The sequence below is a fragment of the Paraclostridium tenue genome (genome assembly GCF_039521565.1).
Taxonomy (GTDB): domain Bacteria; phylum Bacillota; class Clostridia; order Peptostreptococcales; family Peptostreptococcaceae; genus Paraclostridium; species Paraclostridium tenue.
The window spans coordinates 1-17773 of sequence record NZ_BAAACP010000017.1 but is presented as its reverse complement, the minus strand read 5'-3'; the positions used below and the strand labels follow the sequence as shown (position 1 = coordinate 17773).

At 26.1% G+C, this 17773-nt stretch carries 10 protein-coding genes; 9 read left to right on the top strand and 1 reads right to left on the bottom strand.

The genetic code is table 11. The features are described 5' to 3' along the window. Nucleotides 1–15: 15 nt before the first annotated feature. Complete coding sequence (locus tag ABFX13_RS12045) at nucleotides 16–636, top strand: flavodoxin family protein (protein WP_346046343.1); 621 nt, start codon at nucleotides 16–18, stop codon at nucleotides 634–636. A gap of 549 nt (nucleotides 637–1185) precedes the next feature. Next, entirely contained in the window at nucleotides 1186–2589 is a 1404-nt protein-coding gene (locus tag ABFX13_RS12040) for an alanine/glycine:cation symporter family protein (protein ID WP_346046341.1), read from the top strand. Nucleotides 2590–2729: 140 nt separating this feature from the next. Here ABFX13_RS12040 and ABFX13_RS12035 read toward each other — a convergent pair whose 3' ends face one another. After that, nucleotides 2730–3143, bottom strand: coding sequence for a universal stress protein (locus ABFX13_RS12035; protein WP_346046339.1), 414 nt, complete (start codon nucleotides 3141–3143; stop codon nucleotides 2730–2732). A gap of 281 nt (nucleotides 3144–3424) precedes the next feature. On the opposite strand from ABFX13_RS12035, the gene clpB reads away from it, so the two are divergent. From clpB to ABFX13_RS12000, 7 genes are all read left to right on the top strand, one after another. Next, on the top strand, nucleotides 3425–6019 hold the full coding sequence (clpB, locus tag ABFX13_RS12030; RefSeq protein ID WP_346046337.1) for an ATP-dependent chaperone ClpB: 2595 nt from the start codon (nucleotides 3425–3427) through the stop codon (nucleotides 6017–6019). A 98-nt stretch (nucleotides 6020–6117) separates the two neighbouring features. Beyond that, on the top strand, nucleotides 6118–6276 hold the full coding sequence (locus ABFX13_RS12025) for a hypothetical protein (RefSeq protein ID WP_346046335.1): 159 nt from the start codon (nucleotides 6118–6120) through the stop codon (nucleotides 6274–6276). A gap of 131 nt (nucleotides 6277–6407) precedes the next feature. Further along, nucleotides 6408–8411, top strand: a complete 2004-nt coding sequence (locus ABFX13_RS12020; RefSeq protein WP_346046333.1) for a sensor histidine kinase — start codon at nucleotides 6408–6410, stop codon at nucleotides 8409–8411. A gap of 136 nt (nucleotides 8412–8547) precedes the next feature. Beyond that, the gene (locus ABFX13_RS12015) at nucleotides 8548–11385 is read left to right on the top strand and encodes a GNAT family N-acetyltransferase (protein ID WP_346046331.1); all 2838 of its coding nucleotides are present in this window, start codon (nucleotides 8548–8550) and stop codon (nucleotides 11383–11385) included. A gap of 103 nt (nucleotides 11386–11488) precedes the next feature. Beyond that, on the top strand, nucleotides 11489–12049 hold the full coding sequence (locus ABFX13_RS12010; RefSeq protein ID WP_346046329.1) for a VanZ family protein: 561 nt from the start codon (nucleotides 11489–11491) through the stop codon (nucleotides 12047–12049). A gap of 251 nt (nucleotides 12050–12300) precedes the next feature. Further along, entirely contained in the window at nucleotides 12301–16587 is a 4287-nt protein-coding gene (locus ABFX13_RS12005) for an acyl-CoA dehydratase activase-related protein (protein ID WP_346046327.1), read from the top strand. A 47-nt stretch (nucleotides 16588–16634) separates the two neighbouring features. After that, on the top strand, nucleotides 16635–17702 hold the full coding sequence (locus tag ABFX13_RS12000) for a glycoside hydrolase family 10-like protein (protein WP_346046325.1): 1068 nt from the start codon (nucleotides 16635–16637) through the stop codon (nucleotides 17700–17702). Nucleotides 17703–17773: the final 71 nt, after the last annotated feature.

Genomic DNA, 17773 nt, shown 5'->3' with positions numbered 1-17773 from the left:
AAGGGAGAGAAAAACATGAAAGTATTATTAGTAAATGGAAGTCCTCATTTAAAAGGATGTACTTATACCGCACTTACAGAAGTAGCTAAATCATTAGAAGAAAATGGAATAAAAACAGAGATATTTCAAGTAGGAACTAAACCAATCTGTGGATGTATAGGATGTGGTTCATGCTATAAAAATGGAAAATGCTTTATGGATGATGTAGTAAATGAATTTACAGAGAAAGCAAAAGAAGTAGATGGATTTGTATTTGGATCTCCAGTTCACTATGCAGCAGCATCTGGTGCATTAACTTCATTTTTAGATAGAGCATTTTATAGTGGAGGAAAACATCTTGCATATAAACCAGGAGCATGTATAACAAGTGCTAGAAGAGGAGGAACTACTGCGACTTTTGATCAAATTAATAAATATTTTACAATAAATAATATGCCAGTGGTAAGTTCTCAGTATTGGAATATGGTTCATGGAAGTAATCCAGATGAGGTTAGAAAAGATTTAGAAGGTATGCAAACTATGCGTGTTTTAGGAAATAACATGGCATGGTTAATGAAATGTATTGAATTAGGAAAAGCAAATGGTATAAATATACCTGAAAAAGAAGATAGATTAAGAACTAATTTTATTAGATAAGAATTAAAACAAGCTTTTAAATATAAAACTTATAAAAATAAAATAATTAAAAAAGGTATTTGATGAATAATCAATACCTTTTTTATTTAGTCATACTATTTATATTTATGTATATAGTATTAAAAAAGGAAATTTAACTTTGCACATGTAAATTATATTTTTATAACATTAAATATAGATAAGATCTATATTTAATGTTATAAAAATTGATAATGACTATATTTATATTGTGAAAATCAAAAAAAATATATACAATATAGATATAAATAGTATTTATTATTTCTAATAATATCAATTCAAATTACAATCACTAAGTTAAACTATAGATAAGATAACTTAGACATAATTCATAAGTAAACTCGTCAAAGAAGTCCATTAAGTTATAGAATATTAGTTTTTATGTTATCACTGAATTTTTCATACATAAGTAGTTATATATAAAATCCATAATAATATTTGAAAAATTCTTTGATATAAATATAAGTCAGGTTGTGGATTTAAATGAAAAACTTAGCCATGCTAAATTCAATAACGAGGGGGGAGTTTGCAATGGAAGTAGTATCAAAAATTGTAGATGCTGTAAATGGTATCTTATGGGATAAAAATATCCTATTATTTTTACTTGTAGGAACAGGCATATGGTATACAATTCAATTAAAATTTATTCAAGTTAGAGGTTTTGGAGAAGGATTCAGAAGAACTTTTGGAGGCCTATTTAAAAAGAGTGAAAAAGCTGGTGCAGACGGAATGTCACAGTTTCAGTCACTAGCTACAGCAATAGCAGCACAAGTTGGTACTGGTAACTTAGCAGGAGCAGCTACTGCAATTGCAGTTGGAGGACCTGGAGCAATATTTTGGATGTGGGTTAGTGCATTCTTTGGTATGGCAACAATTTATGCAGAAGCTGTAATGGCACAAAAGTATAAGCAAGTTGGCGAAGATAAAACAGTAACAGGTGGTCCAGTTTATTATATAGAAGGAGCATTTAAAGGTAAATTCGGGAAGATTTTAGCAAGCTTATTTGCAATATTTATTATATTAGCTCTAGGATTTATGGGAAATGCAGTACAATCAAATTCTATTGCAGCTGCATTTGATACTGCGTTTGGTATAAAACCAATTATAATAGGTTTCATATTAGCAGCATTATCCTTTGTAGTGTTTTCAGGAGGTATTAGTAGAATAGCTAAAGTTACAGAAACAATCGTACCAATAATGGCATTATTTTATATTATAGGATCTTTAATTGTTATTTTAGTTAACTTTAGAAATATTCCTTTAGCATTCCAAGAAATATTTGTAGGAGCATTTGCACCTCAATCAATAGCAGGAGGTGTTATTGGAGCTACTATCCAAAAGGCTATGAGTAAAGGTGTTGCACGTGGACTGTTTTCAAATGAAGCTGGTATGGGTTCTACACCACATGCTCATGCAGTGGCAAAAGTTGATCATCCATCAGAACAAGGATTTGTTGCTATGATGGGAGTATTCATAGATACTTTTGTTATATTAAATTTAACAGCTTTAGTTATCATTACGACTCGTTCAGTAACTCCAGATGGTTCTATCATAGGTACTGCACTTACTCAAGCAGGGTTCTCATCAGTATTTGGTAAGTTTGGAGATATATTTATAGCTATTTGTATGTTCTTCTTTGCATTTTCTACTATTATTGGATGGTACTTCTTTGGAGAAGCGAATATAAAATATCTATTTGGAGCAAAGGCTGTTAAGATATATGGAGTACTTGTATGTATTTGTGTATTACTTGGAACATTAGGAGAAGTATCTATTGTATGGACAATGTCGGATATGTTTAATGGACTTATGGTAATTCCTAACTTAGTTGCATTATTAGCTCTTACTGGAACTGTTAAGACTGTTCATAATGAATTTATTAAAAAAAATGGGGGAATAAGCTCTAAGGATAAAAAGAAGAATCCTACAACTTAGGTATTAAAATAGGTAAATAATAATAGGGTCATATGGTAATATAGAAGTCTATTAATATTAATAAAAAAGGAGCATTAATAATTAATGCTCCTTTAACTATTCTATATTTTATTTCTTAAAACTATTATTGTACAAATAATTTATTCAGGAACTATAACAACAGTGCATTTAGATTTTTTTACTACATATAAAGTTACAGAACCTATAGAATCTATAAAATGTTTTTTTGTTGATTTAGTCATAATTATTAAATCAAAATCATCATCTACTGATTTTTTTATAATCTCTGGACCAGGATCTCCAAATACTGTATATGTTTCTACTTCATATTCTGCTAACTGATCTTTTAAACTTTCTAATAGACAATTTACTTTCTTTTGAGATTCTTTCATTTTAATATCTATAAGCATTGGATTTGTTATATTGGTTAGACTCACATCATTAACACTCATTAGTGTTATGCTAAACTTATCTTTTGGATACTTACTTAAGACAAAATCTAAGGATTTTTTACTTCTTTCACTACCATCGATAGGGACTAAAATCTTCTTCATATAATCACATCCTTTTTTTTTCTATTTTACCACACGAGGAAAACCTATTCAAATATTTTTGGCTTATTAATCATATTTAAAAGTTAAATAATGAATTTAAATACCTATTAATAAAACTAGTAAAAAATTTAAAAATTTTATTGACAAAATGTAAATATATGTATATATTATTAATAACAAATTATTAGCACTCTACCGAAGAGAGTGATAACAAATATAGATTTTAAATTTTACTATTAAAAAATAGGTAACATAAAACTTAATAGTGGAGGAATTTTAATATGAACATAGAGAAAATGACAGTAAGAGTACAAAAAGGCTTAAACGAAGCTTATGATATAGCAGTAAAAAATAACAATCAACAAGTAGATGTAATTCATTTATTAAGTGCACTTGTAAATCAAGAAGATGGACTGATTCCAAATATATTAGAAAAAATGAATATATCTATAGCATCATTAAATAATAGTATAAATACAGAACTAAACAAATTACCACAAGTACATGGTGAAGGAATAAGCTCACAAGGGGTAACAGCTACAAGAAAAATAAATGAAGTATTAATAAAAGCTGAAGAAATATCTAAGGAATTTAAAGATGCATACATAAGTGTAGAACATATTATGATTGCAATGATGGAGACAGAAGCTAAAACTAATGTGGGAAAAATATTTAAACAATTTAATTTAAATAAAAATGATTTTTTAAATGTCTTATCAAAGATTAGAGGAAATCAAAGAGTTGAAACTAATGACCCAGAAGGAACATATGAAGCATTAGAAAGATATGCTACTAACTTAGTAGAATTAGCTAAAAAGAATAAATTAGACCCTGTAATAGGAAGAGATGAAGAAATAAGAAGAGTTGTAAGAATTTTATCAAGAAGAACTAAAAATAACCCAGTTTTAATAGGAGAACCTGGAGTTGGTAAAACAGCAATAGTTGAAGGATTAGCTGAAAGAATAGTAAGAGGAGATGTTCCTGAAGGATTAAAAGATAAGGTAATATTCTCATTAGATATGGGAGCTTTAATTGCAGGAGCTAAATATAGAGGAGAATTTGAAGAAAGATTAAAAGCAGTACTTAAAGAAGTTCAAGGTTCTGAAGGTAAGATAATACTATTTATAGATGAGATACACACAATAGTTGGCGCTGGAAAAACTGATGGTGCCATGGATGCCGGAAACTTAATAAAACCAATGTTAGCAAGAGGAGAGTTAAATTGTATAGGTGCAACTACATTTGATGAATATAGACAATATATAGAAAAAGATAAAGCACTTGAAAGACGTTTCCAACCAGTTATGGCTGAAGAACCTAGTGTAAGTGATACAATATCAATACTTCGTGGTCTTAAAGAAAGATTTGAAATACATCATGGTATAAGAATACATGATAGTGCAATAGTTGCAGCAGCAAAACTTTCAGATAGATATATACAAGATAGATTCTTACCAGATAAAGCAATAGATTTAATAGACGAAGCTGGAGCAATGATAAGAAGTGAAATAGATTCTCTTCCAACAGAATTAGATGTTGTTAGAAGAAGATTATTAACATTAGAAACAGAAAGAGAAGCATTACTTAAAGAAAATGATGAAAAAAGTAAAATAAGACTTGAAAACTTAAGCAAAGAATTAGCTGAGTTAAAATCTAAGAACGATGAAATGACTGCTAAGTATGAAAAAGAAAAAAGTCAAATATTAGAGATTAGAAATTTAAAAGCTAAGCTTGATGAAGCTAAAGGTAATGTAGAAAAATATGAAAGAGAATATGATTTTAATAAAGCAGCAGAATTAAAATACGGTATAATACCAAAGCTAGAAGAGCAAATAAAAGAACATGAACAAAAAATTAGTGAAAGTTATGAAAATGCATTACTAAAAGAAGAAGTTACTGAAAATGAAATATCTCAAATAGTTGCTAAGTGGACAGGAATACCAGTTACTAAGCTTGTAGAAGGAGAAAGAGAAAAACTATTAAAATTAGAAGATGAGCTTCACAAAAGAGTAATCGGTCAAGATGAAGCAGTAACTGCTGTAAGTAATGCAGTAATTCGTGCTCGTGCAGGACTTAAAGATGAGAATAAGCCAATAGGTTCATTTATATTCTTAGGACCTACAGGAGTTGGTAAAACAGAACTTGCAAAAACTTTAGCTAACAACTTATTTGATAGTGAAGAGAATATAATAAGAATAGACATGTCTGAATACATGGAAAAACATGCAGTATCTAGACTTATAGGACCACCTCCAGGATACATAGGATATGAAGAAGGTGGACAATTAACAGAAGCTGTTAGAAGAAATCCATATTCTGTAATATTATTTGACGAGATAGAAAAAGCACATGAAGATGTATTTAACTTATTCCTTCAAATATTAGATGATGGAAGACTTACTGACAATAAAGGTAAAACAGTAGATTTTAAAAACACTATAATAATAATGACTTCAAATATAGGTAGTTCATATTTATTAGAAGCTGGTGAAAATATAAATGATGAAGCTAAAGAGTTAGTTATGAATGAAATGAAAATGAGATTTAAGCCAGAGTTTTTAAATAGAGTTGATGATATTATAATGTTTAAACCATTAGATAAAGAAGGAATCAAGCAAATAATAGATATATTCATGAAGTCTTTAAAAAATAGATTACATGATAAAGATATAAAAGTTGAAGTTACGGATAGTGCAAAAGACATAATGGTTAAAGAAGGTTACGATCCTATTTACGGAGCAAGACCATTAAAAAGATATATAAGCAATGTATTGGAGACTATGATAGCTAAGAAGTTAATAGCTGGTGAGATATATAACGGATGTACTATAATAGTAGATGAGGAAAATGATAATATAAAAGTATCTGTAAAGTAAGAGGTAAAATAGAATATTAATTTAGTTTAAAGGTACTATCTAAATTTTAGATAGTACTTTTTTTATGTTAATATATACTTAATAAACAAAAACTAAAAATGGGATACATAAAAAATGATTTAAGTGATGTTTCAGTAGTAGTAGACGATGTAAACAGATTTATTATAAAGGATTTTAAAATACCAAAAACAAGTAAAGATTTTAGATTACTAGCATCATCTATGCCAAAGTTTATATATGAGCCGTTAATAAAATAGATTTTTAAAAATAAATAAAGAAGTTTAATGAATGAATAAAATTAAGTGTTTTAAGACTATTAAATGATGGGAATTAATAAACTATACATTATAATTTAAATATATAAATTATCAAATAAAGGGGAAATAATATGGGGCATACAAATACTTTAGAACATATAAAAGAAAAAAAAAGAATTGATATAGTAGTTATACTTATAATATCAATATTTGTATTTGGAGGATATATTTTAAGACTTATAGAACTTTTAGGTCCAAAGACGATATTTGAATTGACAAATACTGATTTTATTAGGATATTTATAGCGATTTTATCTATGCTTGGTATTTTAAGTTGTTTGTTATCTTATATGAGTAATAAAAAAGAAGAATTATTTATAATGTCGCTTATGTATACTATGTTCTTTTTAGATATATGCATTTCAAATACATTAAATTATTTATATCCTAATTTACATGAATATTATGCAATAATAACATCTTTTATAAGAGTAAGTGTTGTGTATATAGCAGTGAGTAATTTTTATAATTTAAAAAGAATTATTATAAATAATAAAGTAAAAGCATTTTTAATAACAATAATAATAACTTTAGTATCTCTGTATATAGAGTATAATTATATATATCCATATAATTTAGTTATAGTTAATTTTTATAAGTACTATAATATATTTTTAGCTATATTATATATAATAATAGGAATTAAGTTTTTTTCAAAAAGTTTACATAAAAAAGATTATATATATAGTGTGATTGGATCAAGTGCACTAATGTTTTCAATAAAATCTATATATGACTTTTATTATATATTAAATCCAAGCAAAGAAATAGCTCTAACATCATCTTCAACAATATTTTTAGGATTTATAATTTTTATACTAGGATTATTTATTGAACTTAGTCAAAGTATAAAAATAAATAAAATTTTAAATCAACAGAGAAGTCTATTTATAAAAATTATTGATGAAAATAAACACAGTAATATTATAATTTGTGATGATAATTACAATGTAATATATAAAAATACAAAAACTTTAAAAGATATGAAAGAAAGTAAGTATTTTAATAACTTAGAAATGACAATAGGCAATAAATTTGATATAGAAAAAGTATATAAAGGTCAATTAAATATTAATGAGATTGAATGTGAAATATCTGAGTTTGGATGTTATAGTAAGGATATATATATTAAAGATATTGATAAGATATTAGATATTTCAATCCAATTATTTGAAATATGTAATAAAAAATATAGAGTTTTAACAATAAAAGATGTATCAGAAAAATATGAATTAGAAAAAGCTTTATTAGAATATGAAAAAATTAAACAAGAGGATGTAATAAAAAATGAGTTTTTCTCAAATATAAGTCATGAATTAAAAACACCTTTAAACATAATATATTCAGCCAATCAATTATTAAGTGTTAGTGTACAAAAAAGCAATTTTAAAGATATATATATAAAATATAAAGATTGTTTAGATATAAATTGCAAAAGAATGCTTAGATTAATAGACAATATAGTTGATATTACAAAACTTGATGTAGGATTTAAATATCCAGAATTTGATAATTACAATATAGTAAAAATCGTTGAAGATATGACCTTATCTGTTGCAAGCTATGCAAATATAAAAGGCATTGAGGTTTTATTTGATACAGATGTAGAAGAACTTGATATAAAGTGTGATCCGGATATGCTAGAGAGAATAGTTTTAAATTTACTGTCTAATGCTATAAAATTTAGCGAAGAAGGTGGAAGTATTTTAGTTGAAATTTTTAGTAATAAAACTTGGGTTGGTATAAAAGTAAAAGATGATGGAATAGGAATTCCACTTAATATTCAAGATAAAATATTTGATAGATTTGTGCAAGGGGACAAGTCTATGAGAAGGAAAAAAGAAGGTAGTGGAATAGGTCTTAGTTTAGTTAAGTCACTTGTAGAGTTAATGGATGGACAAATATATTTAGAAAGTGATGGAAAAAGTGGTACAGAGTTTACTGTTTTACTTCCTAATAAATTAGTTGAAGAAGAAGATAAAAAAGTGCATAAAGATTATCATGTTGATTTACAAAGAATACAATTAGAACTTTCAGATATATATGAGTTATATAAAGATGAATATGATAAATAAAATTATTTATAAAATCTATAGTTGGAAATTCAACTATAGATTTTATCTATTTTACACTTTAATAAATTTAAAATATAATAAATTCAAGAAAATTTGGAAAAATTTGTTCAAATAAATAATATAAAGGGAGATAGGGATGAAATTAAAATTAGATATATACGATAGCTCATTTAAACATATAAAAAACATTGAAAACAATTTATATAAAAGGACTACACAACTATGTGTAGTAAGAGAAGAGGCCTTTGCATTTCAAGCTATGTTAAAAAGTGATGAAAAATTCTTTTGCCAGTTAGGAAATATAAACGACATTCACTATCTAGGGCTTAATAATAAAATAAGAATAGCTATAGAAATTGAAGAAAGCTTAAAAAACAATTTTAAAATCTCTTTTCTAGGATATATACAAAATGACACTAAAGAATATATAGGTGATCAAATATTAAATCAAAACTATATGTATATAGAAGAAGATCAAATGATATGGATAGATGGTAAAATACCTAAAGATTTCAACAAAGATTATATACAAGTAAAGGTAAAAGCTTACTATACAAGTGGGTATGAAACAGAAACTTTATTAAAAGAAGAAACTGTAAAAATAGAAGTATTAAATCACACGTTAAAGCCAGTAAAAGAGAGTGGATTTTTCTTAGATTTATGGCAACATCCATGTAACTGGGCTCGTTACTATGAAGTACCATACTACAGTGAACAACATTTTACTATATTAGATAACTTCTTAGAAAAAATTTCAGACTTAGGACAAAAAGTAATAGACTTAATAGTAACTGATTACCCATGGGCAGGGCAAAGATGTTATGAAGTACATGAGAATGCAAACAATTTATTTGAAATGAACATAGTTAAAGTATCAAAACAAGATGGAGAGGTAATATGTGATTTTTCAAATTTAGATAAATATATAGATTTATGCTTTAAGCATAAAATAAATAAAGAAATAAATTTATTTGGACTTGTAGGAAACTGGGATGCTTTTAAATTTGGAAGTCCGCTAGAGGATTACAAAGATGCTATAAGAATCAACTATTATGATGAAGATAGAAAAGTTTTTGATTATATAAAAGATAAAACTGATTTTGCTAAATATTTAAATTTGCTATTTAGTCACTTAGAATCTAGAGGTTTACTAGATATAACCAAAATCATAGTAGATGAGCCAGACAACATAGAAGTATTTAATGAAAATGTAGATTTTATAAAGAAAAGTTCAGGAAATAAAGATATAAAATATAAATGTGCAATACATCACCAAGAGTTTTTTGAAAAGTGTGAGATAAACATAGAAAACTTATCTTTAAACACTTGTGAGCTTATAAATAACATAAATAAGTTAGATGAAATTAAAAAGAAATTAGAAGATAGAGGCGGATATTTTACTTGGTATTCTTGTTGTTTTCCTGATAAGTTAAATGTATTTTTAGATTCACAATTGATAGAATCAAGGCTTAAAGGATGGTTTACATATTATTTTAATTTAGATGGATTTTTAAGATGGTCTTATGGTGTTTGGCCAGGCGATTTATTTAACAATGCCACTTATAAAAAAGAAAAATGGAAAGCTGGAGATATGTTTTTAGTTTATCCAGGTAAAGATATGAAACCTATGGATTCTGTAAGATGCAGAAATTTATTATTTGGAATACAAGACTTTGAAATACTTAAAAGTATGGAAGCTAAATTAGGCAAAGAAGTTATAAATAAAGAAATAGAAAGCTTATTAGGAAAAAAATCTGAAATGAAGTTTTTAGGTGAAAGAGATATTAAAATGAATTACTCTATAAACCATGAAGAGTATATGACTTTAAGAAAAAATTTAATCAATAAAGTTAATCCAAGAAGTGCAAGGCTAGAAGAATTTGAAAGTGTTATAAATCTTATAAATAAAGTCTTTAGAGATTTAAGAGGACATAAACCAACTATGCAACAAGAGTTTCCGTTACTACTAAATAAAAATAATGTAGATAACATGATAGTAATTTCAAAAGACAATAAGATTGTTTCAGATGTAAATTATCTTATACAAGATGTAACTATTCAAGGGAATGACATAAAAGTTGCAGCAATAGGAGCTGTATGTACAGATCCAAATTATGAAGGAAATAGATATTCATCTACTATTTTAGATTATGTTGAAGAAAAAATGTTTAATGAGGGAGTAGATATAGTTAGCATTTCAGGGACAAGAAGTTTATACACAAGAAGAAATTGTAGTTTAGTTAAAAACTGCTACAAGTATACAACTTATCCTAAAGACATAGTTATTGATTTAGAAGTAAAAGAATATGACGAAACCTACTTAAATGAAATGATTGAAATATATAATCAAAATAGCACTAGGTTTTTAAGAACAAAAAATCAATTTGAAGTTTTATTAGGAAGTGCAACAATACCTTGGGGTAACTTTACTTATAAAAAGTTAGTAGTTTTAAAAGAAAATAAATTAATTGGATATATAGTTTTAAGAATAATAAATGAAGAAATTTTGATTGGAGAGATTAGAGAAATATATATAGATTCTAAATATAATTATGACGTAGTCCAATATATTGCAAATAAGTATAATTTAGAGTATATAGTTCAAAGTGTACATATAAAAGATTTTATAAATCAACCTGATAATTTTGATAAAAAAGAATTATCTTATTTAGATGGAAGTATAAAGATAATAAATTATGAAAAGTTATGCAGAAATTTAAATGGTTATTTTAAACAATATGTAGATGAAGATTTTGTAGATGAAATTGAATTTAAAACTATAGATAAAAAGTATATTATCAGATACAAGGATGAAGAATTGGTTATAGAAGATATTGATAAATTAAATAAACTATTTTTAGAAGGTAAAGAAGTTATTGAAAATGAACTTAAAAATCTAAAAAATATAAGTAAGTTTATTGAATCAGTATTTCCTATAAACTTTGTATGGACTTCAAATTTAAATTATCAATAAATATAATATATAAATTTTAACTATATTGTAAATTATTATATGGAATAATATGGTATTATTTAAACGGTCTAGAAAGTATAGCATATAAAGGAGATATAATACCATGGCATTAAGTTTTAAAGTATTTTCAATATTCATTGTATCTAGCTTAATTGTATGTAGGAGTTATGAATTTATAAAAAATAGAAGTCTAAAAGTTTTTAAAGAAGTTAAAATTACTTTATTTACTTTGTATATATTAATACTATTATTTGTTACATTATTTAAATTCCCATATTTAGAATTTATAAATCCATTTGACACATATATGTATAAGATAGAAGGTTTAAGAGGTTTAATAAATATAATACCTTTTAAAGAAACTATAGAAACTTTAAGTGATAATTCAATACCTATAATGAATCCTATAAGAAATATAGTAGGAAATATATTGATTTTTACACCTTTAGGGTTTTTAATACCTACAATAAAGCCTAATTTAAATAAAATAGTTAAAGTTACATTGATAGGCTTTTTTGTATCTTTAAGTATAGAAGTACTACAAATATTTACAATGGGAAATGTATGTGATATAGATGATGTTATTTTAAATACTATAGGATCATTTATAGGAATAGTTATATACAAAATTTTTATAAAGTTTAAAAAAGTAAAATTATATTAAAATAAGGTTAGGTAAATTCATAAAAAAATAAATATAAATAATAAAATACACAATACAAAGCATATAATTAGTAAAAATGGATGTTTTATATTGTGTGTTACATTTTACCATAAAAGAAATGTATTATCTAATATTAGATAATACATTTCTTTTATGGTAAAATATAACAAGGAATAATAATTAATCCTAAAAATCCATCTAAAAAGACAAATATAGATAATAATACAACAAAAAATAATGGGGTGATAAGTATGATGGAAACTTTTAATATAGGCATTGACGTTGGGTCAACTACAGTAAAAGTAGTTGCATTGGATGAAAATAAAAACATAGTATTTAAACAATACAAAAGACATTTATCAGATATAAAAAAAGCTGTTACAGAAGTATTAAATGATACTTATAAAGTTATTGGAAATAAGAGAGTATCTACAGTTATAACTGGGTCAGGTGGAATGAATTTAGCAAATGATTTAGGTGTGGAATTTGTTCAAGAAGTAATAGCTAGCACAAAAGCTATTGAAAACTATAACCCGGAAACAGATGTAGTTATAGAATTAGGTGGAGAAGATGCAAAGATAATTTATTTAACAAATGGCATAGAACAAAGAATGAATGGAATATGTGCAGGTGGAACAGGGTCATTTATAGATCAAATGGCAACACTTTTAAAAACAGATGCTAGTGGATTGAATGAATTATCAAAAAATTATAAAAATATATACAATATAGCTGCAAGATGTGGAGTTTTTGCAAAAACAGATATACAACCACTTATAAATGAAGGTGCTAGAAAAGAAGATATAGCAATGAGTATTTTCCACGCTGTAGTAGTTCAAACAATTAGTGTTTTAGCTTGCGGAAGAAAGATACAAGGGAAAGTTGCATTTTTAGGAGGACCACTATACTTTTTATCACAATTAAGAAAAGCATTTATAGATGTACTTAATTTAAAAGATGAAGATGTTGTATTTCCAAAAGACGCTCAATTATATATAGCTATAGGAGCCGCGCTATCATGCAAAAATGAAACTATTATGCTAAGTGATTTAATATTAAAATTAAAAAATTCAAATTATGATGAAAGCAAAGATAGTAGTGGACTTAATCCTTTATTTGAAAATGAAAAAGATTACATAGACTTTAAGGAAAGACACGATAAAAATATTGTAAAAACTAAGGATATATCTAATTATAGTGGAAATTGTTTTTTAGGAATTGATGCAGGATCAACTACTACAAAAGTTGCATTAGTTGATGAAGATGGAAATTTATTATATTCAGATTATAAAAGTAATGAAGGTAATCCACTAGATTCTACTATAAACATTTTAAATAAAATATACGATATATTACCACCTACAGCAAAAATAGTTAACTCTGCAGTTACAGGCTATGGTGAATCATTACTTCAAAAAGCTTTAAAAATCGATATCGGAGAAATAGAAACAATAGCACATTATAAAGGGGCTAAATTTTTCTCACCTAATGTAGATTTTATATTAGATATCGGTGGTCAAGATATGAAGTGCCTTAAAATAAACAATGGAGTTATAGAAACAATAATATTAAATGAAGCTTGTTCTTCTGGATGTGGCTCTTTTTTAGAAACTTTTGCAAAATCATTACAATTAGACATAAAAGAATTTTCAGAAAAGGCACTATATTCTAAAAATCCAGTAGATTTAGGTTCAAGATGTACGGTTTTTATGAACTCAAGAGTAAAGCAAGCGCAAAAAGAAGGGAATTCAGTAAATGATATAAGTGCAGGGCTTTCTTATTCAGTTATAAAAAATGCATTATATAAAGTTATAAAAGTAAAATCAAAAGAAGATATAGGTAAATTTCCTGTAGTACAAGGTGGAACTTTTTATAATGATGCTGTTTTAAGAGTGTTTGAAATATTAACTGATAGAGAAGTCGTAAGACCTAATATTGCCGGAATAATGGGAGCTTTTGGAGCTAGTATTATTGCAAAAGAAAAATATGAAAAAGGATATGAAACATCTTTATTAAACAAAGAATCTATTAATTTAATAAAATTAAAAATAACTACTACTAGATGTAAAAAATGTTCTAACAACTGTTTATTAACTATAAATAGTTTTGGAAATGGGGATAAATTCATATCAGGAAATAGATGTGAAAGAGGCGTAGGATTAGAAAAAATAGAAAAGAAAAATATTAATTTATTTAAATACAAATATAAAAGAGTATTCAATTACGAAAGTCTAGACGCAAATCAAGCAAAACGAAAAGAAATAGGGATACCAAGAGTCTTAAATATGTATGAAGATTATCCACTATGGCATACAATACTTACAAATTTAGGATTTAGAGTAGTACTTTCTAGTAAATCTTCTAAAAAATTATATGAAAAAGGAATGGACTCAATTGCTTCAGAATCAGTTTGTTACCCAGCAAAGATGGTACATGGTCATATAAATGATTTAATAGAAAAAGGTATCAAAAATATTTTTTATCCATGCATAAGACATGAACACAAAGAATTTGAAAATGTAGATAACCATTTTAACTGTCCAGTGGTTATGTCTTACTCAGAAGTCATAAAAAATAATATTAGTGAAATAAAAGAAAATAATATTAACTTTATGAATCCATTTTTACCTATGAACAATAAAAACGCATTAAAGAAAAAATTATATGAAGAACTAAATAAGATTAAAAATTATGATAAAGAATTTATAGAAATAAGTAAGGAAGAAATAAGTAAAAGTGTAGAATTAGGATTTAAAGAGTATGATAAGTTTAAAAAAGATATGCAAGAAATGGGAGAAAAAACTTTAAAACATATTGAAGAAAATAATATAAAAGGAATTGTTTTAGCTGGAAGACCATATCATATCGATCCTGAAATAAATCATGGAATACCAGATCTTATAAACTCTTTAGATATGGCTGTTTTAACGGAAGATAGCATATGTCATTTAGGAAAATTAGATAATTCTTTAAGAGTTGTTGACCAATGGGCATATCATTCAAGATTATATAGAGCAGCAAATTTTGTAAGTTCTAGAAATGACTTATCTCTTGTACAATTAAATTCATTTGGGTGTGGATTAGATGCAGTTACAACTGATCAAGTACAAGAAATTTTAAATAGCGAAGGTAAGATATACACTTGCATAAAAATTGATGAAGGTAATAACCTAGGTGCAGCAAAAATAAGGTTAAGATCTTTAAAAGCAGCTATAAAAGAAAGAGAAAATAACAATGTTGAAGGTATAAAAGTTAAAAAAACATATACAAAAGGAAGTTTAAGTAAATCAATAAAAGAAAACTATAATATTTTAGTTCCACAAATGTCACCTATACATTTTGAATTAGTAGAACATGGTGTAAAATCTTGTGGATATAATATGATTTTACTTAAAGATTATGAAGGGGCTATTGAAGAAGGATTAAAATATGTAAACAATGATGCTTGTTATCCTGCAATAATTGTTATAGGCCAAATAATTAAAGCTCTTAAAAGTGGAAAATATGATTTAGACAAAACTGCTGTAGCAATAACTCAAACAGGTGGAGTTTGTAGAGCAACTAATTATATAGGTTTTTTAAGAAAAGCATTAAGTGATGCTGGTTATAAAGATATTCCTGTAATATCATTATCAGTAAATGGAGATGAAAAAAGCAATTTATATAGTGTATTTTCATTAAGTCTTATAAATAAAGTTTTAATGGGAGCTATTTATGGTGATTTACTTATGAAGGTTTTATATAGAGTAAGACCTTATGAAGTAGAAAAAGGAAGTGCTAATAAACTTTATCAAAAACACTTAGATATTTGCAAGAGAAGTTTAGAAAAAGGAAGCTTATCTCAATTTAAAGAAAATATATATAATATAGTTAAAGATTTTGATGAATTACCTATAACAGATGAGAAAAAACCTAGAGTAGGATTAGTAGGAGAGATTTTAGTTAAATTCCATCCATTAGCAAATAATAATATTGTAGACATATTAGAAAAAGAAGGTGCTGAGGCTGTTGTTCCAGAACTTATAAATTTCTTTTTAAGTTGTGCATTTAATACTTATTATAAAGCCGATAATTATTTAGATAAAAAGTATAAAAAACTTTGTGGAAAGCTTACTATAAATGCTATAGCAATGTATCAAAAACATTATATGAAAGCTTTAAAAAATAGTAAAAGATTTAGTATGCCCAAAAATATTGAAGCTTTAGGTAAAACAGCTTCAAAAGTTATTTCTCTTGGAAATCAAGCAGGAGAAGGATGGCTTTTAACAGCAGAAATGATGGAACTTATTGAAAGTGATGTGAAAAATATTATATGTATGCAACCTTTTGCTTGCTTACCAAATCATATAACTGGAAAAGGTGTAATAAAAGAGCTTAAGAGAGTTTATTCTAATATAAACATAGTACCTATTGATTATGACCCAGGAGCTAGTGAGGTTAACCAATTAAATAGAATTAAACTGATGCTGTCTACTTCGTTTAGAAACTTAAATGAAGAAAATACAAAGTCACAAATCTTAACAACAAGCACAGTTTAAGATATGTATTAAATGTTTAAAGTACTATATAATAGGAGTGCTATAAAATGAATGAAAACTATAAATTATGTGAACTTAAAGGTGCATGGATAGCGACAGTATACGGTATAGATTGGCCAAAAACACAAAATGATATAGATGCTCAAAAACGAGAATTCATAGAAATTTTAGATAAATTACAAAGTTTAAAATTTGATTCTGTATTTGTCCAAATTAGACCTGCATCAGATGCTTTTTATAAATCAAAAATAAACCCATGGTCAAAATATATTACAGGAACACAAGGAAAAAATCCTGGATATGATCCACTTGAATTTTTTATAAAAGAAACACATAAAAGGAATATGAAGTTTCATGCTTGGCTAAACCCATACAGAATAACTACGCAAGGAATAAATTTAGATGATTTATCAAATTATCATCCAGCAAAATTAAATCCAAGTTGGGTACTGTCATATAATAATTCACTTTTTTATGATCCTAAAAATTTAGAAGTCATAAATTATATAGCTACAACTATTTTTGAAATAATATCAAATTACAATATAGATGGGATTCACTTTGATGACTATTTTTATCCATATAACTATCCATTACCACAAGGAGAAGATAGGGATGGAGTACTTGCAAATTCTAGACGTGAAGCTGTAAATAATATGATTAGATTAGTAAATAAAGTTATAAAATCAACAAAGCCATGCGTTTTATTTGGAATAAGTCCTTTTGGAGTATGGAAAAATAAAAGTAGTGATATTAAGGGATCAGAAACTAACAACTTAGAAAGTTACTATAGTTTATATGCAGATACTTTGAGTTGGATAAAGGAAGGGATTGTAGATTATATAGCGCCACAAATTTACTGGACTATAAAAGATAAGAATAGTCCATATGAAGTTTTAGTAAAATGGTGGTCAGATGTAGTAAAATGTACAAATGTTAAGCTGTATATAGGTCAAAATATAAGTAATATAGATATAGTAAATCAAATAGATAAACAAATAAATATAAATAGAAAATATAAAGAAGTTAAAGGAAGTATATTTTTTGGAATGAAAAATATACTGGATAATACTGAAAATATAAAAGAAAAATTATTTAATGATATATATTTATAAAATACTTATAATTAATAAGGAACTAAAGTGTATAAAAAATACTCATAAGTTATAACTTATGAGTATTTTTT